Below are 23,167 nucleotides of genomic sequence, written 5' to 3'. Positions count from 1 at the left end.
GTGCGGTATTGGCTGCCAGCCCACTAGTTTTCTGTGACCCTGTCCGCGTGGGCACAGCACCTGCATGTAACGCCATCGAGTTGAGGGTGCACGGGGTATCCGGCGGCACGGCGGAGAAGATTCTCGATCACCCGATCTTGGTGCGGGTGGCCGGAGATCGTTACGCCGGTTTCTACCGGCCGCGGCCGGGTAGCGGCGCGGCCGGCGGTTCCACTGACGGTGTCGCCGTGGAGGCGTACCGCTGGGGTGCCCTGACCGCCGGCGCGGCGGTGCGGACCGCTTCGATGGTGCTGTTGTTGCCGTTCATGCTGGGTAACCTCGCGGTCTGGCTGCGCCCGACGCCGACCGACCGGTTCGGTCTGCTCGGTGCGCTGTGCCGACTGCTCGCCGGCACGCTCACGGCCGCCTTCGTGCTCTCGGTCATCGGCGTCACGCTGGACCTCGTCGGCTGGCAGTGCGTGCCGTACGACCGGTGCCGGGAGGGCCGGCCTTACCTGTCCTGGCTCGATGAGCTGCCGATGGGGCCGCGTCTGGCCCTGCTGTCGCTCATCCCGCTGCTCGCGTTGTGGGTGATCTGGAGGATCGGGATACGGTCCGCGCGTGCGCTCGAGGGTTTCGGACCGCCAGCACCACGTCCGGAGACGTCCGAGCTGACCGAGAGCCTCAACACGCGGGGGTTCTGGGACGACGAGCGGACAACGGCCTGGCTGCGTCAGATCCACGTCGGAGTCGGCGCCGGCACGCTCGATGCCAGCCTGCTCGCCGGGATCGCCGACCCGGAGGCTACCGTAGATTGGTCGCTGGTCGTCGCCGCGATCGGCCTGCTGGGGTTCTGTGCGGTGCTGCTGTGCCTGCCCGTACCGGCGACCCGCGCGGGGGTTCGTCGCCTTCTGCGCCCCCTGCGGGCTGCCACGGTCGCGGTGACCGTCCTGGCCCTCGGCTACGCCGCTCTGCGCGCGGGCAATCCAGCCGTGGTCGGACAGCTGCCTGGGTACGAAGGCGCCGCCGGCGGCCTGATCGCGGGACAGGGTGTCCTGCTCGTCCTGCTCGCGCTGGTCACCATGGTGCGCGCGCGGGTGACCGTGCCCGGGGCCCGCCCTTTCCTGCGCGGGCTCGGAACGCCGATCGTGGCGGCGGCGTCGGTGACCGTCGCTTCGGCCTTCGCCGCCACCCTGGTCTTCCGGGTCGCCGATCTCCTCGACCGCGGGTCCGTTCCCGGTCCGGCCCACCCAGATCCACCCGGCATGGCTCCCCTGGACCCACCCGTTGCCTACTGGTGGGCCGCACTCGCCGGGCTCGCCACACTGATGATCGTCGCCGTGGCGGCCCTCAGCACGCTCGTCATAGGCCGACGGCGACGACGCCGGCTAGCCGATCGCATCGTCGAGCAGGATTACCCGGACGTGCCGACGCAGGCGAAGCCCCGGCTCTGGATCGTCCGGGAGACCATCGCCAGATCCCATGTGACCGAGGAACTGGGCCCAATGCTGCTGGCGTTCTTCCTGATCTCCTCGCTGGGCCTGGCCACCATCGCCCTCGACCTGATCGGGATCGGTCCCGTCCAGCTTGCGGCCGAGCTCGGTAAGGAGCGCCGACAATCGGCGGTGCTCGCCGCCTACGTCACGGACGCGGGGGTCTGGCTGATCAGCCTGCTCGTGATCGGCTTGATGATTCTCGGCTTCCGCTCCTACCGGTCAGTCCAGACCCGGCGCGTCGTGGCGGCCCTGTGGGACTTGGGCGATTTCTGGCCCCGGACGGTTCATCCGTTCGCGCCTCCCTGCTACGCCGCACGGGCGGTGCCCGAACTCGTCAAGCGCGTGTCCGCCCTTTCCAGACAAGGCGGCGTGATCATCTCCGGGCACAGTCACGGCTCGATCCTCGCCGCGGCAACGATCCTGCAACTGCCGCCGACCGTCCTGCGCCGGGTCGCGCTGCTGACCCACGGCTCCCCGCTGGGCCGCATCTACGCCCACCTCTATCCGGCCTACCTTGGGGGGCGAACGCTGTGCGAACTGGGCGAGCGGCTCGACTGGCGGTGGCGGAACCTGTGGCGGGACACCGACCCGGTCGGCGGGCCCATCTTCGCCCCGCAGCAGAGCGCACAGCCAACGTGCAACAGCCCGGCAGCCGCGTCGGTCGACATCCGGCTCCGCGACCCCCGCAGCGTGACCATCGACCCAGCCGACACCGTGCCACCACCCGTCGAGCGGCACTGGCCGTACCACACGCAGCCGGAATATCAGACAGCTGTCCGAGAACTAGCCGCACAGGCTTGCGAGGCCAGATCGAACGGCTGATACGGGCGCTCGGCGTCGGGGTAGAGCGCGGCCAGGAGACCGATGCCCACGGCGAGTCCGACGAGCTGCGCGTCGCCGGCGGCTTACGCAGCGGCTGCCGGTTCGACGGTGAGCAGTGCGGCGAGCTGGCGCAGGATGGCCGGCCGGGCCCGGTAGTACACCCAGGTACCCCGCCGCTCGGCGTCGACGAGGCCTGCCTCGCGCAGCGTCTTCAGGTGGTGCGAGATGGTCGGCCCGGTCAGGTCGAACGCGGGGGTCAGGTCACAGACGCATGCCTCCCCACCCTCGGCGGACGCGATCATCGACATCAACTGCAGCCGCACCGGGTCGCCGAGCGCCTTGAACGCGGGCGCGAGGACGGCGGCGGTCTCGGCCGGCACCCGGCGCTGCGCCAGCGGCGGGCAGCACGGCGTGTCGGCGGTGAGGTCGATGACGGGAAGCGAGGCCGCTTGCTTTGACATGCCTCTAGGTTGACATCTGTCTAAGCAACGTGCAACTCTCTGATTCGACGGACGTCAAGACAGACGCCGTGGGAAGGGGATCGTCATGTTCGGCAAGGCTCGGCGGTCAGCGGCCGCCCAGGCGGGAGTGCGGTTCTGCGACTCCTGCGCCGAGGTGTCCACCTCGGCGCAGCGGGTGCAGCGTCGCTATGACCGCGCCCGCGCCAGTGCGTACACCCTGATCGGCCCTCGGTAACCCTGATCGGAAGGACGTGGCGATGAGCGAGAACACCCAGACCGCCCCCGCGACGACGGGCGGGTTCTCCGGGGACCCGGCCGCCGCCCTGGCCGTGACCGGCTCCGGTTCCTGCTGCGGCAGCCCGGCCCAGGCGGTCGGATCAATCCTCCCGCCCGCTGGCGAGGCGGCGACCGCCGGACCGTGCTGCGGCACCCAGCAGGCCGCCCAAGCGGCGGGATCCTGCTGCGGTACCGAGGCGAAGATCGAGGCCGTGAACGCGGGTCACGGGTGCTGCGGATGACCCCGGTACCGGGATCGGTCGCCCGGGTGGAGGCGATCCTCGCGACGGTGTCGGCCGGGCGGATGGCCGCCACGGTCACCACCCTCGCCTCGGATGACTTCGCCGGCCGGCGGGTCGGCACGGACGGCGGGGCCGCCGCCCGTGCCTGGCTCGCCGACCACCTCGCCGCGCTCGGCGCGACGGTCGAGACCGACGACTTCCCGGTCCGTGCCGTGCCCGACGTGTATGCGGCGGCGACGGTCGTGTGGGGCGAAGGAGCGACCTCGACACTCCTGGTCTTCGGCCGGGAGGTCGCGGTTCACTCGGCCTCCTCCGACGCCGTCGAGGTCAGGCGTGGCCCGTTGGGCGTGGCCGGTAGCGGCGATCCGACGGGGCGGTGGCTGGTGGTGCCCACGGGGATGAGTCTGTTCGACGCCTACGGTGACGCCCAAGGTGCAGCCGGCCTGCTGATGAGCCGGGCCGTCGACGCCGACGGCTGGCAGTACACGACCCTCGCCGGCCCCGACCCGGGACCGCTGCCCATCCTGACCCTCGACGCGGACACCCACCGCGCCGTCCTCGCCGCTGCCGCCACCGGTGCGGGCTGGCTGAGCGGAAACACCCCGCTGCGCCGTCTCGACGTCACCGGCACCAACATCCACGCCACCTTCCACGCGGCGCCGCCGGGCGGGGTCGACCTGCTGCTGACCGCCCACTACGACGGCGTCGGCGACCACCCCGGCCTGCGCCAGCCCGGCGCGGCGGACAACGCCAGCGGCGTCGCGGTGGTCCTGGAAGCCGCCCGGATCCTGTCCGCCGCACTGCCCGCGGGGGTGGGGCTGTCTGTCGCGCTGCTCGACGCCGAGGAGGTCGGCGCGCTGGGCTCCGCCCACCACAGCCAGCGGCTGCGCGCCAGCGGCGCTCACCCGCTGGTCATCAACGTCGACGGCGCCGGCCTACTCGACCAGGCCGCCGCGGTCGAGGCTGGCGGGCTGGCCCACGCGCTGCTCGCCCTGCTCGACCAGGCCGGCCGGCACACCGGCGTCCCCCTCGCCGCCGGACCGGTCGCCTCCGACAACCGCCGCTACGGAGCCGCTGGCCCCGCGGCGGTGGGCATCGGTGCCGGCATGGGCGGGTACCACAGCCCGGCCGACATCCCGGACCGCGTCGATCCGGACACCCTCGCGGCGATCGCCCGCCTGGTTGTCGCCACCGTCTGCCTCGCGGCGCCCGCACCCGCTACACTCTCATCGCCGATCGGCGATAAACGATAGAAGGAGGCGGGTGTGGACGAGTTGCTCGACCGGGCGACCGCGCAGACGTACGCGTCGTGGTTCCGGGCCCTGGCGGACCCGACCCGGGTGCAGATCGTCGAGTACCTCGCCCGCCGCGCCCGACCGATGAGCGTCGGGGAGATCGTCGCCGCCGTCGGCCTGGCGCAGTCCACCGTCTCTCAACACCTGAAGATCCTCACCGAGGTGCGGTTCGTCCTCGTCGAGCCGGTCGGAACGGCCCGCCACTACCGCATCAACGACGCCTGCGTCGGCTGCTTCCCGTCCGCCGCCGACGTCGTCATGGGCCGACCCGCTCCCAACCCGAACGGAGCCTGCTGATGGCCGACATCACCGTCCGCCCCATGACGGCCGACGACGCCGAGCGGGTCCTGGCGATCTACCAGACCGGCCTCGACGCGGGCAACGCCAGCTTCGAGACCACCGCACCCACCTGGGCGGCGTTCGACGCCGGGAAGCTGCCCGCGCACCGCTTCGTGGCGGTCGACGGCGACGACCCTGTGGTCGGCTGGATCGCCGTCTCGCCGACCTCGGCCCGCGCGGTCTATGCCGGCGTGGTGGAGCACTCCGTCTACGTCGACCCCGCTGCGCAGGGCCGCGGCGCGGCCCGGCTGCTGTTGGACGCGCTCATCGCCTCCACCGAGGCGGCCGGCATCTGGACCATCCAGTCCGGTGTCTTCCCCGAGAACACCGCCAGCCTCAGCCTCCACGAGCGAGCCGGCTTCCGGGTCATCGGCGTCCGCGAACGCGTCGGCCGCCACCACGGGCGGTGGCGCGACGTCGTCCTCCTCGAGCGGCGCAGCCCCGTCATCACCTGACCAACCCAGGCCCCAGAAGCCGAGCCCCCGTCTACCTATTTGATTCGACAGTTTTCAACACAGAGGAGTTGTCTGATGAGCACCCTGAACGAGCTGCCCGTCGTGGTGATCGGCGCCGGCCCGGTAGGCCTGGCCGCCGCCGCGCACCTGCACGAGCGCGGCATCCCCTTCACCGTCCTGGAAGCCGGCGACACCGCCGGCTCCGCGGTGCGGCAGTGGGGGCACGTGCGGGTGTTCTCCCCGTGGCGGTACAACATCGATCCGGCCGCCCGCCGGATCCTGGACGAGGCCGGCTGGGTCGCCCCCGACCTGGAGGCCCTGCCGACCGGTGCGGAGCTGGTCGGCGACTACCTCCAGCCCCTGGCCGAGCTGCCGCAGCTCAAGCCGCACCTGCGCTACGGCGCCCGGGTCGAGGCGATCAGCCGCGTCGGCCTGGACCGGCTGCGCACCGCCCGCCGCGACACCACCCCGTTCCTGATCCGCCTCGCCGACGGCGACGAGCTGCTCGCCCGCGCCGTCATCGACGCCTCCGGCACCTGGGCCACCCCGAACGTCCTCGGCGCCGCCGGCCTCCCCGCCAGGGGCGAGCGGGCCGCTGCGGCCTACCTGGAGCACGCGCTGCCGGATGTGCTCGGCGCGGACCGGGACCGGTTCGCCGGCCGGCACACCCTGGTCGTGGGCGCCGGCCACTCGGCGGCGAACACGCTGCTCGCCCTGGCGGAGCTGGCCGCCGACGAACCGGGCACCGAGGTGACCTGGGCGATCCGGACCACCTCACCGGCGCGCACCTACGGCGGCGGCGACGCTGACGCCCTCCCGGCGCGCGGCGCGCTCGGCTCCCGGCTGCGCGAGCACGTCGACGCCGGCCGGATCCGGCTGCTCACCGGCTTCTCCGTGCACGCACTCACCCCCACCGACGGTCGCGTCGCGGTGGTCGTGCGGCACGCCGACGGCAGCGACGAGTACGTCACCGTGGACCGGATCGTCGCCGCCACCGGCTTCCGCCCCGACCACTCCATCGCCGCCGAGCTGCGGCTGGACCTCGACCCGGTCATGGGCGCCACCCGCGCCCTCGCGCCGCTGATCGACCCCAACGAGCACTCCTGCGGCACCGTGCCTCCCCACGGCGTGGACGAGCTCGCCCACCCGGAGGTCGGTTACTACGCGGTCGGGATGAAGAGTTACGGCCGGGCGCCGACGTTCCTCATGGCCACCGGCTACGAGCAGGTCCGTTCCGTCGTCGCCGCCCTCGCCGGTGATTGGGACGCCGCCCGCGACGTCCAGCTCGACCTGCCCGAAACCGGGGTCTGCAACAGCAACCCCGCCGACTCCGCGACCGGCGACAGCTGCTGCGGGCCGGCCCCGACCGCCGAGCCGGCTGCGCGCGGGCTCGCCACCGGCATCTCCGGGGGCCTGCTGTCCGCGCCGCTCGGTCTGATCACCCTCGACGCCGCCCCCGTGGGCGGCCAGACCGGCGGCTGCTGCGGCAGCTGATGCCCGCCACCACGACGGTGCCCGCCGGCCCCACGGTCGGCGGGCACCACGCCCACGGCTGGCGGATCGTCGCCGCCCTCGCCGTCACCTCCACCGTCGGCTACGGCACCCTCTACTACGCCTACGCGGTCCTGCTGAACCCGATGGCCGCCAGCGTCGGCGCGTCCACCATCGTCGTCACCGGCGCGCTCACCGCCCCGTCGCGTCCGTGCCGGTGTTCCACCGCGGGCGTGATCTCGTACAGGCAGGCCTGCCACAGGACGGTTTCCCCGCCGCCGGGGACGATTTGCCCGTCACCTGGCCCGCCGCGCAGCAGCACGTAATCGCGTTCCCACGTCGGGGACGCCCGGCTGGTCCATGCGGCCGTCGACGACGCCCGCCTGCCACTCGTGAAAGCGGCTCGGGTCGGTGGCGTAGGCGAACAGGTCCTCCGCCGGTCGGTCGACCTCGGTGCTGACAGTGATCGGCGGCAGCTCAGCTGCTCTTGGTGAACAGAGTGGCGTATCGAGTCAGGTAGAGCGGCCATCCTTGGTCGTGGGCGACGCCGTCGCTGACGGATTGCCAGCCGGGGCCGTGGCGGTCGAGGTGGCGGTGTTCCAGCTCCACCCGGGTGCGTTGCGGGGTTTCGGCGACGAAGCGGACTTCGACCTCGCTGGTGTTGTCCGGGTCGTTCTCGATCTGCCACTGCGGGCTGATGTCCCAGCTGAACACAACCCGGTCCGGTGGTTCGTAGGCGAGCACGCGTGCCCAGCGGCACTCGCTGCCGTCGATGGCCCGGTCGTAGATGTGGCCGCCGACCTTCGGTTCGAACACGGTCTCGGCGATCGCCGCGCCGAGCAGGTTGTGTTCCGGCGGCTTGAAATCGCCGAACCGCTCGGTGAACACGGTGAACGCCCGTTCGAGCGGCGCCTGCACGACGATCTGCCTGCGGACCACCGTGGTTGTTGTTTCGGTCATGGGATCTCCTCGGTCGGTTGTTCGGCGACGTCTTGATAGCTGTCCAGTGCTCGGTTCCAGAACGTCTCCAGCTGGTCGCGCAGCGCGGCCACGCCCGCCGGGTTGAGCCGGTAGACCCGGCGGGTGCCGGCCGCTTGGTCGGTGACCAGCCCGGCGTCCTTGAGGACCTTCAGGTGCTGGGATACCGCGGGCCGGCTGATCGGCAGCTCATCGGCGAGCTCGCCGACAGCCCGGGGGCGTTCGGCCAGGCAGGCGACGATGGCGCGCCTGCTGGGATCTCCCAGAGCGTCCCAGCCATCATCAGCTTGGTAAGTAGCCACGAACGGTAAGCTACGACGTACGGATGCTGTGAGTCAAGACCGCCGAGCTTGCGAAGGAAGCACCATGGTCAGGGGACGGGACCACCAACCCGTCGAGCTGAGAGCCGTCGAGCGGGCCTGACGCGCGAGGTGGACAACGCCGTCACGACCAGCTCTGGCGGATTTGCTGGCACCGTTTCACCGTTCTGGCGATCGCCGCCTTGGCCGTCTTGGCCGTCTGCGCCGCCGAAACGGCAATCCCAGCACCAGCGGATCCCTACCAGCACGCCCGCGCAGGTCACGGCCCAATCGCCTGGACCGTGCCGTGCTCACTACCAACGGCGCCTGACCGCCGAACTCACCAGTTGATCATAAAGGATGACTGCCGCACCAGCCGGCCACTGCCTTGACGTACGTGTCCACCGAGTCGGTGATCTCGGACTCGGACAGCGCAAGACGCTCAAGGATCGTGTACCTGGGACGGACCTGCGGCCTCTTGCGGGTAACTGAAGCTCCTTGGGACTAGACGTGCGTGATCACGCCCTTGCCGTACGAGGAGAGGGTCTTGTCCTTGTCGTCGTGCATGAGGTAGAGGGCGAAGTTGTGGACCCCGATCTCCTTGAGCTCCTGCAGCCGGTCGACATGGGCTGACTCGGGGCCGACAAGGCAGAACCGGTCGACGATCTCATCGGGCACAAAGTTTGTGGACGGATTGCCGGCGCGGCCGTGGTGTGCGTAGTCGTAGCCGTCGCGGCCGCTGATGTAATCGGTCAGCGCCTTTGGCACCACCCCGGAGTCGCCGTAGCGGGCGACCAGATCGGCCACGTGGTTGCCGACCATGCCGCCGAACCAGCGCAGCTGATCCCGTTGGTGCGCGAGGTTCGTGCCCACGTAGGCGGGCGCGGCCACGCACATCGTGATCGAGTCGGGATCGCGGCCTGCGGCGGTGGCCGCGTCGCGTACCGAGCCGATCGTCCAACGGGCGATGTCGGGATCGGCCGTCTGCAGGATGAAGCCGTCGGCCTGCTCGCCGACCAGCCGCAGCGCTTGCGGGCCGTAGGCGGCCATCCAGATCTCCAGCTTGCCGTCACGCACCCACGGGATGCGGACCGCCGTGCCGTGGTGTTCGACCTCCTGGCCCTCGGCAAGTCCTTTGATCACGCGCATCGCCTGCTTGAGGGTGGCCAGGCTCGCCGGCGGCTGGCCGATGACCCGTCGGGCTGAGTCGCCGCGGCCGATCCCGCACACCGTACGGTTGCCGAACATGTCGTTGAGGGTGGCGAAGAGCGACGCGGTGACCGACCAGTCGCGGGTGCTCGGGTTGGTCACCATCGGCCCGACGATCAGGTGCCTGGTCGCTGCGAGCACCTGCGAGTAGATGACGAACGGCTCCTGCCACAGCACGCAGGAGTCGAACGTCCACCCGTAGCGGAACCCGTTGTCCTCGGCGGCGGTGAGGCCCGCCACGACGTCGCGAGCGGGCGGGTCGGTCTGAAGTACGACGCCGAAGTCCACGGTTTCTCCTTGTCAGATCAGGTATTGACTGAGATCGCGCTTCAGGAACGTGCCGTGCCCGGCCGCGCCGTGGAAGGCGTTTTCGTCGACGACGACCCGACCACGGGACAGCACGGTGGAGACCTTCCCAGTCAGCTCCATGCCCTCGTAGGCGGAGTAGTCCACGTTCATGTGGTGGGTGCTGGCCGATATGGTTTGCCGGGCCGTCGGGTCGTACACCGTGATGTCCGCGTCCGCGCCAGGAGCGATGACGCCCTTGCGGGGGTAGAGGCCGAACATTCTGGCGGGCGTGGTGGAGCTGATCTCCACCCAGCGCGGCAGGGTGATCTCGCCTTTCACGACGCCCTGGTAGAGCAGGTCCATCCGGTGCTCGACGCCTGGCATCCCGTTCGGGATCTTGGAGAAGTCTCCCCGGCCCAGCTCCTTCTGGTCCTTGAAGCAGAAGGGGCAGTGGTCGGTCGACACCAGCGACAGGTCGTTGGTGCGCAAGCCCCGCCACAGTTCCGCCTGGTGCTCCTTCGGGCGTAGCGGGGGAGAGGCGACGTACTTCGCCCCCTCGAAGTCGGGCTTGGCCAGATCGTCCAAGGACAGGAACAGGTACTGCGGGCAGGTCTCGGCGAACACGTTCTGCCCGGTGTCGCGGGCCTGGGTGACCGCGTCCAGGGCGTGCGCGGCGGACAGGTGCACGATGTACAGCGGGGCGCCGGTGACCTTGGCCAGGGCGATCGCCCGCGACGTGGCCTCGCCCTCCAGTTCGGGCGGCCGGGTCAGCCCGTGCTGCACCGGGTCCGTCTGACCGTTGGCCAGCGCTTGGAGGATGAGCTGGTCGATGGCGATGCCGTTCTCCGCGTGCATCATGATCATCGACCCGGTGTCCCGGGCCTTCTGCATGGCCCGCAGGATCTCCCCGTCGGTGGCGTAGAAGACACCCGGGTAGGCCATGAACATCTTGAACGTGTTGACGCCCGCGTCGATGCAGGCCTCCATCTCCTTGAGAGACGTGTCGTTGACGTCCGAGACGATCATGTGGAAGGCGTAGTCGATCGCGCAGTTCCCGTCGGCCTTGCTGTGCCACTTGTCCAGCGCGGACAGCAGGGAGGTTCCTTTGCCCTGTACGGCGAAGTCGACGATTGTCGTCGTGCCGCCCCAGGCTGCCGCGATCGTCCCGGTCTCGAAGTTGTCCGCCGAGAACGTGCCGCCGAACGGCATCTCCATGTGGGTGTGGCCGTCGATGCCGCCGGGCACCACGTACTTCCCGGCGGCGTCGATCACGCGCTCGGCGCCAGACACCCACTGATCCGTCAGCCCTGAGTCGGGCGCGGCAAGCGCCGCGATTCGCTCGCCCTCCACCAGCACGTCGGCCGGGTACGCCCCGGTGGCGTTGACGACTGTTCCGTTGCGGATGACGATGCTCATGGCGTCACCAGCGATTCGTAGGTGTCGGGCCGGCGGTCGCGGTAGAACGCCCACAGGTCGCGGACCTCGGCCAGCTTGTCCATGTCCAGGTCGCGGACGACGACCTCGTCCTCGGTGTCCGACGCCGCGTCGCCGACCAGTTGCCCGCGCGGGTCGACGAAGTACGACTGGCCGTAGAAGTCGTTGTCGCCCAAGGGTTCCACGCCGACCCGGTTGATCGCGCCGACGTAGTACTCGTTGGCGACCGCGGCCGCGGGCTGTTCCAGCCGCCACAGGTACTCGGACAGGCCGCGGCTCGTGGCGGAGGGGTTGAAGACGATCCGTGCGCCGGCCAGCCCCAGTGCCCGCCAGCCCTCCGGGAAGTGCCGCTCATAGCAGATGTAGACGCCGATGCGGCCGACGGCGGTGTCGAACACCGGATAGCCGAGGTTTCCCGGCCTGAAGTAGAACTTCTCCCAGAAGCCCTTCACCTGCGGAATGTGGTTCTTGCGGTGCTTGCCGAGGTAGGTGCCGTCGGCGTCGATCACGGCGGCGGTGTTGTAGTAGACGCCCGGCTGTTCCTGCTCGTACATCGGCACGATCAGCACCACGCCGTGCTGCTCGGCGACCTCGCGCATCAGCGCGGTGGTCGGCCCGTCCGGGATCGCCTCGGTGTACGAGTAGTAGTCGGCGTCCTGGATCTGGCAGAAGTACGGGCCGTAGAACAGCTCCTGCAGGCAGACGACCTGTGCGCCCTGCGACGCGGCGCTGCGGATGGCCTCGACCGCGTTGGCGATCATGGATTCCTTGTCGCCGGTCCACTTCTGCTGCACCAGCCCGGCTCGGATGATGTTGCTCATCTGTTCTCCCCCTTGGCGTGGGCGGTGCGCGGTAGCGACAGCGCCAGGTAGACGACGAACCCGCCGATCAGACCGGCCACCCAGCTGTAGTCGTAGAGCGGCTTGAGGAACGGGATGAGTCCGTCCTCGGGGAACGGCCCCTTGCCGGGAGCGGAGTAGGCGCCGCCCACGGCGAGGACCGCGCCGACGGCGGTGGCGAGGACCGCTGCCCAGTTCCAGCCGCCGGAGAACCAGTACCGGCCCTCGGGACGGTAGAGGGCGGGCAGTTGGAGGCTGGTGCGGTTGCGGACCCAGTAGCCGGCGATGAGTACGCCGGCGACGGCGCCGAGCAGGCCGCCGTAGAACCCGAGCCAGACGAAGATGTAGATGTTGGGGTCCTGCACCAGGCGCCACGGTTGGATCAGGATGCCGAGCACGCCGGTTATCAGGCCACCGGTCCGGAAGTTGACCAGTCGGGGTGCGGCGTTGGAGAAGTCGTACGCCGGGCTGACCGTGTTCGCGGCGACGTTCACCGACAGCGTCGCGACCACGACCGTGAACAGGCCGAGCGCGACGACCAGCGGGTTCTCGAACTTGGCCGCGAGCTGGATGGGGTCCCAGATCGCCTCGCCGTAGATCACGGCCGTGCCCGAGGTGATGATGATCGACAGGAGGGCGAAGAACGACATTGTGGTGGGTAGACCGAGGATCTGGCCGTACGCCTGCTGCCGCTGGCTGCCGCCGAACCGGGTGAAATCGGGGATGTTCAGCGAGAGGGTCGCCCAGAACGCGATCATCGCCATCAGTGACGGCGCGAACAGCTTCCAGAAGTCGACGCCCCAGCCCAGCTTCGACGGCTGGGACAGGATCGGGCCGAGCCCGCCCGCCTCGACCAGCACCCAGATCAGCAGGGCGACGGCGACCACGATGACGAACGGCGCCGCCCAGTTCTCGAAGCGCCGCAGCGTGTCCATGCCCCGCCAGATGATCGCCATCTCGATCAGCCAGAACAGGAAGAACGACGCCCACAGCGTCCACGGGTAGTCCATGACGTGCGCCGCGTCGACCCACCAGGAACCCAGCAGTTTGCCGGTGATCGCGTAGATCGCCTCGCCGCCGATCCAGGTCTGGATACCGAACCAGCCGCAGGCGATGAAGGCGCGCAGCAGGGCCACGAGGTTGGCGCCGCGCACACCGTAGAACGCGCGGGCGAAGACCGGGAACGGGATGCCGTACTTCGTGCCCGCGTGGCTGTTCAACAGCATCGGGATCAGGACGAGCAGATTACCGAGCGTGATCGTGAGGAACGCCTGCACCCAGTTCATGCCGAGCTGGATGAGCCCGGCGGCGAGCAGATAGGTGGGGATGTTGTGCGCCATCCCGATCCACAGCGCCGCGAAGTTGTACGTGGTCCAGGTGCGCCTCTCAATGGGTACCGGGGCGAGCTCTTCGTTGAAGTACGGGCTGTCGGCGATCGTGGAGAAGTCACGCAGCTCGACTCGGCCATCCGGATGGGTGATCTGTGTGCCCGGCTCGACCGCGGTGGTTTCGGCGGGGGGCAGGGGTTCAACGGCCATCGCTCACCTCGCTGTTACGCTGCCGCAACAGTGGCCGGCCAACCGGCGCGGGTGCTGCGGGTGGGGGCGGATCAGCTCGATCTTTATCTCGGAATGGTGGGTGTCCCGGACCCGCCACGGCAGCGGCAAAGTGTCCACGCTTGGCATGATCGGCGCACACTCTGTCCACGGCATGCCCGCACCGAGCTGTCAATCGGCGCGGCGGATGGATTGGGGCCCCCTGCTGGCCCCTTGACCGGTCAGGCGTCGTCGAGTTCGTGCACCAGAAGCGCGACGTACAGCGACAGCATCGACTCCGGGTCCTCCAGCGACACCCCGAGCACCTGCGCGATCCGCGACAGCTGCTGGTAGTAGGCCGTACGCGACAGGTGCGCGGCGGCGGCCGCCGCCGACTTGTTCCCGCCCTGCTCGCAGAAGCAGCGCAGCAGCTCCACGAGCCGGGTGCGCTGGTTGGCGTCCCGCGCCAACAGCGGACCCAACTCGCGGTCCGCGAATGCCCGGACCCGCTCGTCCTCCCGCAACAGATGCAGGAGGCCGCGCAGGCGCACATTGTCCAGCTTGTGGTAGAGCTGCGTGCCGGGGGAGCGTAGGGCCGCCCCCGCCACATGCGCGGCCTCGCCCAGGCTGCGGCGCACCTCGGCGACGTGGGACACCGTGGTGCCGACCGCCACCAGCACCGGACCGGCCGCGGACCGGTGCACCTCTCTGGCCAACCGGCGCAGTACCCCGTCGACTCCGGCCTGCGCGGGCAGCGACAACAACGCGCGAACGCTCGTGTCGTCCACGACGCCGACCAGGGCGGGCGCGGCCACCCGCCGCGCGGCCAACGCGGTCGCCTCCGCGAGGTCGCGCAACACCTCCTGCGTGGCCAGCGCAGGGGCGCGTGGCGTCACGATGCCGGGACGGATCGCGACCCCGACCAGCTGCCGCCGATCGAGCCCGACGCCCAGCGCGGCCGCCCGGGCGGCGAGATCCGGGGGCGGTACTGCCTGACCGAGCAGTTGCGCGAGCAACATGCGGTGGGTCTGCCGCTCCAGGCTCTCCCGATCACGCGCCACGAGCCGATGCACCGCCAGCGCCGACGCGGCCCGCTCGGCGACCACCACGTGCCGGTGCGGCGGGGGATCCGGCGAGAGCAGGACCAGGCGCCCCCAGTCGGCGCCCTGCGCGCCGACCATCGTGACCAACCAGCCGGCCTCCTCGTCGTGGGCCGTCCGCTCGGGCGCGGCCACGGACCGCGACCGCTGACCCCAGTCCGCCAGCAGGTCGGTGGGATCCTGGCCGGCCGCGTCGTACGCGAGCACCTCGTGCCCCAGCGTCTCCAGCACCACCGGCAGTCCGGAGATCCTGGCCACCTCGCGCAGCACCTCGGCCGGCTCCGCCCCGGCCACGGTGAGCGACGTGAACGTCTCGTGCACCTGCTCGGCAGCCCGCAGCTCGGCGAGCTGCGCGTCGACGATCAACGCCACCACCGCCTCGGTGACGGACACGAACCGCGTCTCCTCCGCCAGCGTGATCAGGGGGAGCCGGTGCCGGTCGGCCGCTGCCACGAGCGCCTCTGGCAGGTGGTCACTCCACCGCCGGACCAACTCGATCACCAGTCCCGCCGCCCGGACCGCGGCCAGGTCGTCCACGTACCTCGTGAGCGCCGCCGCCTCGTCCGGCAGCGCGATTCCGGTGGTCAGCACCAGTTCTCCGCCGCGGAGCAGGTGCGCGATGTCGGCGACCTCCGCCACATGGACCCAGCGGACGCGGCCCTGCATGCCGGCCGACCCGGCGACCACCTGCGGCTTCGCGCGCCGGATCACCGGCAGTGCGATGGCTTCTGCGACGGAGGGGTACATCGCTGCCTCCCCACTGGCGGAATGCACACAACGTAATGGCATTGCCCCCAGAGCGGCACAGGTTGTGCATAGCGGTTGGACAACGATTGCCGCCACACTCGCCGTACGGACGAGATAGGGAGGGCGCGATGGCGCACCGCGAGCTGCTGGCCAGACACCGGTCCGTGATGCCGAAATGGCTGGCGCTGTACTACGAGCAGCCGATCGAGATCGCCAGCGCGCAGGGCCGCCGGGTGACCGATCGCGAGGGACGGACCTACCTCGACTTCTTCGCCGGCATTCTCACCAACGCGATCGGCTACGACGTGGCCGATATCAGCGACGCGATCCGGTCGCAGGTCGACACCGGCGTGCTGCACTCCTCCACGCTGTACCTGATCAAGTCGCAGGTCGAGCTCGCGGAGAAGATCGCGAAACTGTCCGCCATCCCGGACGCCAAGGTGTTCTTCACCAACTCGGGCACCGAGGCGAACGAGACGGCGCTGATGCTCGCCACCCAGCACCGGCGCAGCGAGCAGGTGCTCGCACTACGCAACTCGTACCACGGTCGCGCATTCGCCACCGTCGCGATCACCGGCATCCGCGGGTGGTCGGCCAGCGCCCTCAGCCCGATCAAGGTGAGCTGGGTGCACGGCGGCAACCGCTACCGCAGCCCGTTCCGGGATCTGTCCGACGCGGACTACACCAAGGCCTGCGTCGCCGACCTGCGCGAGATCATCGAAACGACGACGGCGGGCGACGTCGCGTGCATGATCGTTGAGCCGATCCAGGGGGTCGGTGGCTTCGCCACCCCACCCGACGGGTTGTTCGGCGAGTTCAAGAAGGTGCTCGACGAGTACGGCATCCTCCTCGTCTCCGACGAGGTGCAGACGGGCTGGGGCCGCACCGGCGAGCACTTCTGGGGAATCCAGGCGCACGACGTCGTGCCCGATGCGATCACCTTCGCCAAGGGCCTGGGCAACGGCCTCGCGATCGGCGGCGTCGTCGCCCGTCCTGACCTCATGGACTGCCTGCGGGCCAACTCCATCTCCACCTTCGGTGGCAACCCGCTCGTCACCGCCGGCGCTCTCGCCTCGCTGAACTATCTGTTGGAGCACGACCTCCAGGCCAACGCCGCGAAGCTGGGCAGCCGCCTGCTCGACGGCCTGCGCGCCGTCGCCGCGGCGCATCCCGTGGTCGGCGACGTACGCGGCAAGGGCCTGATGATCGCGCTGGAGTTCGTCGGACCCGACGGCGCACCCAACCCGGCGGCCGCGGCCGCCCTGCTCGAGGAAACGCGTGAACGAGGGTTGCTCGTCGGCAAGGGCGGCCTGTACGGCAACGTCATCCGCCTGGCGCCGCCGATGACCCTGACCCAGGCCGAGGCGGAGGAGGCGCTCGAGATCCTCACCCAGTCGATCGAGGCCGTGGCCAAGGAGGTGCACCAGCGATGAGGACAACCCATTGGATCGGCGGCAAGCCATGGAACGGTGTCGCCGAGCGCACCGGTGACATCTATGATCCCGCCACCGGCCAGGTCGCCGGACAGGTCGATCTCGCCACCGCCGCGGTCGTCGACGAGGCGGTCACCGCCGCCCGCGAGGCCTTCTCCCGATGGCGCACCGCATCCCTCGCTCGGCGCACGAGCGTGATGTTCTCCTTCCGGGAACTGCTCAACGCCCGCCGGTCCGACCTCGCCGAAATCATCACCGCCGAGCACGGCAAGGTGCTCTCCGACGCGGCTGGGGAGATCCAGCGTGCGCTGGAGAACGTCGAATTCGCCTGCGGCATCCCGCAACTGCTCAAGGGCGGGTTCAGCGAGAACGCCTCGACCCAGGTGGACGTGTACGCCATCCGCCAGCCGCTCGGCGTGGTCGGGGTGATCTCCCCCTTCAACTTCCCGGCCATGGTGCCGCTGTGGTTCGTGCCGAACGCGATCGCGTGCGGCAACACGGTGGTGCTCAAGCCGAGCGAGAAGGACCCGTCCGCGTCGAACTTCCTGGCGGAGCTGTTCGCGGAGGCCGGGCTGCCGGACGGCGTCCTCAACGTCGTGCACGGCGACAAGGAAGCGGTCGACCGGATTCTCGAGCATCCCAGCGTCAAGGCCATTTCGTTCGTGGGCTCCACCCCGGTCGCGCGCTACGTCTACCAGAAGGGCACCCACCACGGAAAGCGGGTGCAGGCGCTCGGCGGCGCGAAGAACCACATGGTCGTACTGCCCGACGCCGACCTCGACCTCGCCGCCGACGCCGCCGTCTCGGCCGGCTTCGGCTCGGCCGGCGAGCGCTGCATGGCCATCTCCGCCGTTGTGGCCGTCGACCCGGTCGGTGACGAGCTGGTCGGCAAGATCGGCGAGCGGATCGCCGCACTTCATGTCGGCGACGGCCGCCGCCCGGGCTGCGAGATGGGGCCGCTGGTCACCGGTGCCCACCGCGACCGGGTGATGTCATACCTGGACGCTGGCCGGTCCGCGGGGGCGCGGCTGGTGGTCGACGGGCGGAGCCACCCGATCGACGGTGAGCAAGCCGGCTTCTGGCTCGGACCGACCCTCTTCGACCACGTCGACACCGACATGTCCATCTACACCGACGAGATCTTCGGGCCGGTGCTCTCGGTGCTGCGGGTGCCCAGCTACGACGCCGCCGTCGAGCTGGTCAACGCCAACCGGTACGGCAACGGCACCGCAATCTTCACCAACGACGGCGGCGCAGCCCGCCGGTACCAGAATGAGGTCGAGATTGGCATGGTCGGGGTGAACGTCGCGGTCCCGGTCCCGGTGTCGTACTACTCCTTCGGGGGCTGGAAGGACTCACTGTTCGGTGACGCTCACGCGTACGGGCCGGAGGGGGTGAACTTCTTTGTCAGATCCAAGGTGGTCACCAGTCGGTGGCTCGACCCGTCCCACGGTGGAGTGAACCTCGGCTTCCCACAGAACACCTGAGGACCGGAAGCGGAACTTCTCGGGTATGCCCAGCGGCCGGGCGGCCGAGCAGGTGTACGAGGTCGTACAGCCAGTGCTCGGCCGCCCGCTCCGACTCGGGCCCGAGGTCGTACGTAGCAGGGAGCACTGCTCCCTGCTACGAGGGAACGGGCCTGCCGAGGTTCGTCAGAACCGCAGCTTGCGCAGGTAGCGGTAGCCGACCTCGGCCGTCTGCTGCGGTGTCACATCGGGGGTGTCGTTCTCGACGATGTACTCGAGCACCGAGTGCTCCTGGAAGATCCGGGCAAAATCGATCATCCCGGTGCCGAGGTCGGCCATGTCGCCGTCGGACGCGTGCCGGTCCTTGACGTGGTACTGCAGGACCCGCTGCGGCGCGGAGCGGATGACGTCCAGCGCGAAGCCCTCGGGGTCGGCCACTCCATCGCCTGAGTTGATGCCGCCGGTGACGGCCCAGTAGAGATCGACCTCCAGGTGTACGAGCTGGGGATCGAGCTCCTCGGTCAGCACGTCCCAGGGGCGCCTGCCACCGCCGAGGTCGATGGTGAACTCGTGGGCGTGGTTGTGGTAGCCGTAGCGCAGGCCGGCAGCGGCCGCCGCCGCGGCCTCGACGTTCATCTGTTCCGCCCAGCGCTTCCAGTCGTCCTCGCGGTCGGAGTTCAGATACGGGACCACCATGAACGACTGGCCCAGGGTGACCGCGTTCTGGATCTTCTCCTCCAGCCCGGCGGCGTCACCGCTGATCCCGTCGTGGCTGGAGCTGGCCTTGATGCCGATGCTGTCCAGGAACTGGCGCAGCTGGGCAGCGGTACGCCCGAAGTAGCCGAGCGCCAGCTCCACCTTCGGGTAGCCGATCTGGGCCAGGTGGGTGAGGGTCGCGTCGTACCCCGGCGAGCCCCACAGCGCGTCGCGTACCGTCCACAGCTGAATGCTGATCAGGCCCGGGGGTACCTGCTGGCGCCCGGTGGTGCGGGTGGTGGCCGACGCGGCCGTTGCGCCGATCCCCGACGCCGCGAGGCCGACACCGGCGACCGCCGCCAGTGAACCGCGCAGCAGGCTCCGTCGGTCGATGACGGACCGCCGCAGGGCGGCTTCTCCGTCGAATCCGTAACACATGATGACTCCTTCTGTGGTTCTACGCGGTGGGGACCAGGACGACCTGGTCCGTTCCGGTCAGGGACGGCAGGCCGTCCCCACCCGGGTCGGTGTAGGACGCGACGAGCACGGCGGTCAGGTTGTCGTTCGCCGGGTCGTGACCGGATGGCACGGTGGTCTGGATCGTGCCGGTGCAGCCGTTGGCGGTGGTCTGCGGGTGACCGTGCTGGTCGTGGCCGAGGACGTACGTGACGCTGACCTGCGCGCAGTCCACCGGCTGGTCGTCGGTCACCCGTACCTCGAACTGGACGGTGTCGCCGAACTTGAAGGGCTGGCCCGCGACCGGCTTGACCAGCTCCACCACGGGCTGGGCGTTGCCGACCACGACCCGGACCGATGCGGCGGCCGACAGTCCTCCTGGGTCGCTCACCTTGAGGGTGGCGTTGAAGAGGCCGTTATCCTGGTACGTGAACGTCGGGTTCGCCGCGCGCGAGTCGACCTTGCCGTCATTGTCGAAGTCCCACGCGTACGACAGCCGGTCACCGTCGTAGTCCGTGGTGCCAACGCTTTCGAACGTCACGGTCAGCGGCGCGAGCCCGTTGGTGGGCGTGGCCGAGACCTGGGGCACCGGGACGTGGTTGCCCTTCCAGCCGGTGTAGTCGATCCGGGCCAGCTGCGCGTCCGGGTTCTCGCTGAAGAAGCCGTCGCCGTACTCGAGCACGTAGAGCGCGCCGTCCGGGCCGAACTCCAGGTCCATCGGGTTGTCGAAGGTGAACGAGGGGAGCACCGGCTCGATCCCGCTCAGGCCGCCGCTGGAGTTCAGCCGGAAGCCCTTCACGTAGTCCCGGGTCCACTCGTGGAACAGCGGCATGCCGTCGTAGTACGCGGGCCACGCCACCGGGGCGCGTCCCCGCGTCGTGGGAGAGACGAACCGGTACGCCGGCCCGGCCATCGGTCCGATGCCGCCGGTCCCCAGCTCCGGGAACTGCGCCGAGGGGCCGTAGCCGTACCACACGTCCGGCTGCGCCACCGGGGGAAGCTCCCGCAGCCCAGTGTTGTGCGGCGACTCGTTGACCGGCGCGGCGCAGTTGAACGACGCCCCGGACTGGCCGGTGGCGAAGTCGTAGTCCACGTACGGCAGCTGTGCGGTGGCGCAGTAGGGCCATCCGTAGTTGCCGGCCTTGCGGACGGCCGCCCACTTGCCTTGCCCGGCCGGCCCGCGCAGCGGATCGGCCTCGCCCGCGTCGGGCGAGTAGTCGGCGACATACAGCTCGTCGGTCTGACGGTTCAGCTCGATGCGGAACGGGTTGCGCAGGCCCATCAGGTAGATCTCGGGCCGGGTGCGGGCCGTGCCCTCCGGGAAGAGGTTCCCGTCCGGGATGGTGTACCCGCCATTGGCGCCGACCTTGATGCGCAGGATCTTGCCGCGCAGGTCGTTCGTGTTGGCCGCGGTGCGCTGCGCGTCGTACGCCGGGTTGCGGCCGGAGCGCTCGTCGATGGGGGCGTAGCCGCCGGACTCGAACGGGTTGGTGTCGTCACCGGTGGACAGGTACAGGTTGCCCTTGGCGTCGAAGACGATGTCCCCACCGACGTGGCAGCAGATACCCCGGTCGACCGGTACGTCGATGATCTGCTGCTCCGTGGACAGGTCCAGCTTGTCCTTGACCAGCCGGAACCGGGAGAGCCGGATCGCCCCCTTGAACTTCGCGAAGTCCTCCGCGGTGCCCCAGCCCGGCGCGTCGCCCTCGTTGACGTTCGGGGTCGACGGGTCGTCGACCGGGGTGTTCATCGGCGGCGAGTAGTACAGATAGACCCAGTTGTTACCGGCCTTGCCGAAGTTGGGATCGATCGCGACGTTCTGCAGGCCCTCTTCGTCGTGCCGGTAGACGTCCAACGTCGCGGCGACGGTGTTGCGGCCCGTAGAGGGGTCGTGCAGCCAGACCTCACCCGGGCGGGTCACGTGCAGCACCCGGCTGTCGGGCAGCACCGCCAGGTCCATCGGCTCGCCCGGGTGGTCGTTGAGGGTCACCTTCTGGAAGTTCGTCTCCGGCGGGGCGCTTGTCGCGCCTGGCTCGGCCATCGAGACGGTTGGCGTGGCGACAAGGGCGGTGGTCGTCAGGCCCGCTACGGCGAGCGCGAGACGTCTCTTCATCTGCCTCTCCTTTCACTGAGGACTGATCGGGGCAGGTCGGGGACGTACGGCTTTCTCCTCCTCTGTGGCGGTTCGGTTGTTCGGGCACTGCTGAGTCGCCCGTCGGGTGGGACGCGTCGACCGCGGCGCCGAGCAGCGCGGTCTGCGCGGTGCGCGGTCAGCTACGCAGGTTGCCGTTGGCGTCGCAGCTGCGCGCGACGGGCGAAGGATCTGGGAGGTGGGGGGTGGATGTTGAGTCAGGTGTTGACCGGCTGCCAGCAGTCGTTGTGCGCGCCGATGTCTCGCCAGGCCGTGACCTCCAGACGGGTGGGCCGTCCGAGGCCACCGTCGAGGGGCTAACCGCGTGTCGGTTTACCTCGACGAAACACATCCTCACCCGGGCGACGCTAACAAAACTAATGTCGATATGTCTATAGCTTTTACCGGACGAGAACTGACTTTCCTTCAGATTGACGAAAAGTTGCTGTCCATCCTGGTACAACGCCCCGACCCGCTCCGAGACCTGCTGGCACAGGTCGCAGGCCACGGCCCTGCCACCGCAGGTCGTCGGCCCGGTCGATCAGCCGTGGTCTGGGCAACGGTTTGGAAGTGCGTGCCCGTTGCAGGATTGACCGCTGCACCTGCCGGCCGGCCGAATCGCCGCTCTCGTCGGGCCCGACGTCGTCGATGCGCGGCCGCAGCTCAATACCGCACCGCGATCCCTCGTATGGAGGAGCTCCTATCTCTTCCGGTGTTGGTGGAGTCTGCGCCAGCAGATGATGGCGCAGGCGGCCTGATGGAGGGCGTCGGCAAGGTGCACCGGCACATCAAGATCCATCAAGCCGGCGACCTGAACCAGCCGGAACTGCGCCAACTCATGCCTACCGCGAGCGCTGTCAGCTACTGGGCGGAGAACTGGTGGCCGGCGCACTGCCGGGCGGCGGGTTCGAAGTCAGGGCACGACTGCCCCTGGCGCCGACCGGAACGGCGCAGCTATGACCGCAGCAGCCGCGTCGTCGCCTGGCAGCGCTCCGATCAAGGTTCTGCTCGCCGACGACGAGCGTCTTGTGCGATCCGGCTTCAAGGTTCTGCTCGACCTCGAAGACGACATCACGGTGGTGGGGGAAGCTACCAACGGTGCCGAGGCCGTGGAACGAGCCCGTGCCACCCGGCCCGACGTCGTGCTCATGGACATCCGCATGCCGAAGGTGGACGGGATCCAGGCCACCCGCCAGATCGCCAAGACGTCCGGACTTCAACAGGTCCGAGTCCTGATCCTCACCACCTACGACACCGATGCGTACGTCTTCGCTGGACTGCAGGCCGGCGCCAGCGGCTTCCTGCTCAAAGACGCCGGACCGGCCGAGCTCCTTCACGCCATCCGAGTCGTCGCCGCCGGAGACGCGTTGCTCGCGCCGCGGATCACCCGGCGCCTCATCGCTCAGTTCACCGCCGAACGGATCGCCACCCAGGCAGGGGAGAACCGACTGGCTGTGCTGACGCAGCGCGAGCGGGAAGTGCTAGCCCTGGTGGGACAGGGCCTGAGCAACGACGAGATCGGCGCCGAGCTGTTCCTCAGCCCGGCGACCGCCCGCACCCACGTCAGCCACGCAATGGGGAAACTGGGTGCGCGCGACCGCGCGCAACTGGTCGTCATCGCCTATCAGACAGGGCTGGTCAGCCCCTAGAATCCGCGCTGTCCCTTAGGCCGCTGATCTGACGCGCCGCCTGAGTAGCCA

21 protein-coding genes are annotated in these 23,167 nt (G+C 69.7%); 10 read left to right on the top strand and 11 right to left on the bottom strand.

Annotated elements, in window-relative coordinates:
* Positions 1–47: 47 nt before the first annotated feature.
* On the top strand, positions 48–2,297 hold the full coding sequence (locus ACTWO6_RS19165) for a hypothetical protein (protein WP_446215204.1): 2,250 nt from the start codon (positions 48–50) through the stop codon (positions 2,295–2,297).
* 83 nt (positions 2,298–2,380) lie between these two features.
* On the opposite strand, the gene ACTWO6_RS19160 is transcribed toward ACTWO6_RS19165, so the two are convergent.
* Entirely contained in the window at positions 2,381–2,758 is a 378-nt protein-coding gene (locus ACTWO6_RS19160; RefSeq protein WP_091619929.1) for an ArsR/SmtB family transcription factor, read from the bottom strand.
* Between the two features lie 257 nt (positions 2,759–3,015).
* Between ACTWO6_RS19160 and ACTWO6_RS19155 the strand changes: the two genes are divergently transcribed.
* The 6 genes from ACTWO6_RS19155 to ACTWO6_RS19130 all read left to right on the top strand — a co-directional run bounded on the left by ACTWO6_RS19155 (position 3,016) and on the right by ACTWO6_RS19130 (position 7,182).
* Positions 3,016–3,276: a hypothetical protein gene (locus tag ACTWO6_RS19155; protein WP_446215203.1), complete on the top strand. Its 261-nt coding sequence runs from the start codon at positions 3,016–3,018 to the stop codon at positions 3,274–3,276.
* A complete protein-coding gene (locus tag ACTWO6_RS19150) occupies positions 3,273–4,529 on the top strand; it encodes a M28 family peptidase (protein ID WP_446215202.1) in 1,257 nt (418 codons plus the stop codon). The genes ACTWO6_RS19155 and ACTWO6_RS19150 overlap by 4 nt, the downstream gene beginning before the upstream one ends.
* A gap of 12 nt (positions 4,530–4,541) precedes the next feature.
* The gene (locus ACTWO6_RS19145; protein WP_446215201.1) at positions 4,542–4,868 is read left to right on the top strand and encodes an ArsR/SmtB family transcription factor; all 327 of its coding nucleotides are present in this window, start codon (positions 4,542–4,544) and stop codon (positions 4,866–4,868) included.
* A complete protein-coding gene (locus ACTWO6_RS19140) occupies positions 4,868–5,365 on the top strand; it encodes an N-acetyltransferase family protein (RefSeq protein WP_446215200.1) in 498 nt (165 codons plus the stop codon). Before ACTWO6_RS19145 ends, ACTWO6_RS19140 begins: the two co-directional genes overlap by 1 nt.
* Before the next feature lie 75 nt (positions 5,366–5,440).
* Positions 5,441–6,859 (top strand): FAD-dependent oxidoreductase, encoded by a 1,419-nt coding sequence (locus tag ACTWO6_RS19135; RefSeq protein WP_446215199.1) that lies wholly within the window; start codon positions 5,441–5,443, stop codon positions 6,857–6,859.
* Positions 6,859–7,182: a hypothetical protein gene (locus ACTWO6_RS19130; RefSeq protein ID WP_446220866.1), complete on the top strand. Its 324-nt coding sequence runs from the start codon at positions 6,859–6,861 to the stop codon at positions 7,180–7,182. Before ACTWO6_RS19135 ends, ACTWO6_RS19130 begins: the two co-directional genes overlap by 1 nt.
* Here the strand turns inward: ACTWO6_RS19130 and ACTWO6_RS19125 are convergent.
* The 8 genes from ACTWO6_RS19125 to ACTWO6_RS19090 all read right to left on the bottom strand — a co-directional run bounded on the left by ACTWO6_RS19125 (position 7,153) and on the right by ACTWO6_RS19090 (position 15,285).
* Positions 7,153–7,284, bottom strand: coding sequence for a hypothetical protein (locus tag ACTWO6_RS19125; protein ID WP_446220700.1), 132 nt, complete (start codon positions 7,282–7,284; stop codon positions 7,153–7,155). The two genes, ACTWO6_RS19130 and ACTWO6_RS19125, sit on opposite strands and share 30 nt — an antisense overlap.
* Positions 7,285–7,333: 49 nt before the next feature.
* Positions 7,334–7,774: an SRPBCC family protein gene (locus tag ACTWO6_RS19120; protein WP_446215198.1), complete on the bottom strand. Its 441-nt coding sequence runs from the start codon at positions 7,772–7,774 to the stop codon at positions 7,334–7,336.
* A 38-nt stretch (positions 7,775–7,812) separates the two neighbouring features.
* A complete protein-coding gene (locus tag ACTWO6_RS19115) occupies positions 7,813–8,136 on the bottom strand; it encodes an ArsR/SmtB family transcription factor (protein WP_446215197.1) in 324 nt (107 codons plus the stop codon).
* 501 nt (positions 8,137–8,637) lie between these two features.
* Entirely contained in the window at positions 8,638–9,630 is a 993-nt protein-coding gene (locus tag ACTWO6_RS19110) for a TIGR03842 family LLM class F420-dependent oxidoreductase (RefSeq protein ID WP_446215196.1), read from the bottom strand.
* 12 nt (positions 9,631–9,642) lie between these two features.
* Positions 9,643–11,046 carry a dihydropyrimidinase gene (gene hydA / locus ACTWO6_RS19105; RefSeq protein WP_446215195.1) on the bottom strand — a complete coding sequence of 468 codons (1,404 nt, stop codon included), beginning with the start codon at positions 11,044–11,046 and terminating at the stop codon, positions 9,643–9,645.
* On the bottom strand, positions 11,043–11,885 hold the full coding sequence (locus ACTWO6_RS19100; protein WP_446215194.1) for a nitrilase-related carbon-nitrogen hydrolase: 843 nt from the start codon (positions 11,883–11,885) through the stop codon (positions 11,043–11,045). The genes hydA and ACTWO6_RS19100 overlap by 4 nt, the downstream gene beginning before the upstream one ends.
* A complete protein-coding gene (locus ACTWO6_RS19095; protein WP_446215193.1) occupies positions 11,882–13,441 on the bottom strand; it encodes an NCS1 family nucleobase:cation symporter-1 in 1,560 nt (519 codons plus the stop codon). Before ACTWO6_RS19095 ends, ACTWO6_RS19100 begins: the two co-directional genes overlap by 4 nt.
* Before the next feature lie 239 nt (positions 13,442–13,680).
* Positions 13,681–15,285 (bottom strand): PucR family transcriptional regulator, encoded by a 1,605-nt coding sequence (locus ACTWO6_RS19090; protein ID WP_446215192.1) that lies wholly within the window; start codon positions 15,283–15,285, stop codon positions 13,681–13,683.
* Between the two features lie 128 nt (positions 15,286–15,413).
* Here ACTWO6_RS19090 and ACTWO6_RS19085 point away from each other — a divergent pair, with 128 nt between their 5' ends.
* Both ACTWO6_RS19085 and ACTWO6_RS19080 read left to right on the top strand, forming a co-directional pair.
* Positions 15,414–16,718 (top strand): aspartate aminotransferase family protein, encoded by a 1,305-nt coding sequence (locus tag ACTWO6_RS19085; protein ID WP_446220699.1) that lies wholly within the window; start codon positions 15,414–15,416, stop codon positions 16,716–16,718.
* Entirely contained in the window at positions 16,715–18,205 is a 1,491-nt protein-coding gene (locus tag ACTWO6_RS19080; protein ID WP_446215191.1) for a CoA-acylating methylmalonate-semialdehyde dehydrogenase, read from the top strand. Before ACTWO6_RS19085 ends, ACTWO6_RS19080 begins: the two co-directional genes overlap by 4 nt.
* Positions 18,206–18,370: 165 nt before the next feature.
* On the opposite strand, the gene ACTWO6_RS19075 is transcribed toward ACTWO6_RS19080, so the two are convergent.
* Complete coding sequence (locus tag ACTWO6_RS19075; protein WP_446215190.1) at positions 18,371–19,318, bottom strand: sugar phosphate isomerase/epimerase family protein; 948 nt, start codon at positions 19,316–19,318, stop codon at positions 18,371–18,373.
* Between the two features lie 19 nt (positions 19,319–19,337).
* Positions 19,338–21,449, bottom strand: a complete 2,112-nt coding sequence (locus tag ACTWO6_RS19070) for a PQQ-dependent sugar dehydrogenase (protein ID WP_446215189.1) — start codon at positions 21,447–21,449, stop codon at positions 19,338–19,340.
* 974 nt (positions 21,450–22,423) lie between these two features.
* On the opposite strand from ACTWO6_RS19070, the gene ACTWO6_RS19065 reads away from it, so the two are divergent.
* Positions 22,424–23,116 carry a response regulator transcription factor gene (locus tag ACTWO6_RS19065; protein WP_446215188.1) on the top strand — a complete coding sequence of 231 codons (693 nt, stop codon included), beginning with the start codon at positions 22,424–22,426 and terminating at the stop codon, positions 23,114–23,116.
* Positions 23,117–23,167: the final 51 nt, after the last annotated feature.

The sequence above is a fragment of the Micromonospora sp. IBHARD004 genome (assembly GCF_052814115.1).
Note: the sequence above shows the minus strand (reverse complement) of the source record. Positions and strands in the feature narration are given on the sequence as shown.

What these genes read in the sequence shown, in the direction of transcription:
- ACTWO6_RS19160 (WP_091619929.1), bottom strand. Translation starts at nt 2,758, where the DNA reads ATGTCAAAGCAAGCGGCCTCGCTTCCCGTCATCGACCTCACCGCCGAC.
- ACTWO6_RS19155 (WP_446215203.1), top strand. Translation starts at nt 3,016, where the DNA reads ATGAGCGAGAACACCCAGACCGCCCCCGCGACGACGGGCGGGTTCTCC.
- ACTWO6_RS19150 (WP_446215202.1), top strand. Translation starts at nt 3,273, where the DNA reads ATGACCCCGGTACCGGGATCGGTCGCCCGGGTGGAGGCGATCCTCGCG.
- ACTWO6_RS19140 (WP_446215200.1), top strand. Translation starts at nt 4,868, where the DNA reads ATGGCCGACATCACCGTCCGCCCCATGACGGCCGACGACGCCGAGCGG.
- ACTWO6_RS19135 (WP_446215199.1), top strand. Translation starts at nt 5,441, where the DNA reads ATGAGCACCCTGAACGAGCTGCCCGTCGTGGTGATCGGCGCCGGCCCG.
- ACTWO6_RS19130 (WP_446220866.1), top strand. Translation starts at nt 6,859, where the DNA reads ATGCCCGCCACCACGACGGTGCCCGCCGGCCCCACGGTCGGCGGGCAC.
- hydA (WP_446215195.1), bottom strand. Translation starts at nt 11,046, where the DNA reads ATGAGCATCGTCATCCGCAACGGAACAGTCGTCAACGCCACCGGGGCG.
- ACTWO6_RS19100 (WP_446215194.1), bottom strand. Translation starts at nt 11,885, where the DNA reads ATGAGCAACATCATCCGAGCCGGGCTGGTGCAGCAGAAGTGGACCGGC.
- ACTWO6_RS19095 (WP_446215193.1), bottom strand. Translation starts at nt 13,441, where the DNA reads ATGGCCGTTGAACCCCTGCCCCCCGCCGAAACCACCGCGGTCGAGCCG.
- ACTWO6_RS19090 (WP_446215192.1), bottom strand. Translation starts at nt 15,285, where the DNA reads ATGTACCCCTCCGTCGCAGAAGCCATCGCACTGCCGGTGATCCGGCGC.
- ACTWO6_RS19085 (WP_446220699.1), top strand. Translation starts at nt 15,414, where the DNA reads ATGGCGCACCGCGAGCTGCTGGCCAGACACCGGTCCGTGATGCCGAAA.
- ACTWO6_RS19080 (WP_446215191.1), top strand. Translation starts at nt 16,715, where the DNA reads ATGAGGACAACCCATTGGATCGGCGGCAAGCCATGGAACGGTGTCGCC.
- ACTWO6_RS19075 (WP_446215190.1), bottom strand. Translation starts at nt 19,318, where the DNA reads ATGTGTTACGGATTCGACGGAGAAGCCGCCCTGCGGCGGTCCGTCATC.
- ACTWO6_RS19070 (WP_446215189.1), bottom strand. Translation starts at nt 21,449, where the DNA reads ATGAAGAGACGTCTCGCGCTCGCCGTAGCGGGCCTGACGACCACCGCC.
- ACTWO6_RS19065 (WP_446215188.1), top strand. Translation starts at nt 22,424, where the DNA reads ATGACCGCAGCAGCCGCGTCGTCGCCTGGCAGCGCTCCGATCAAGGTT.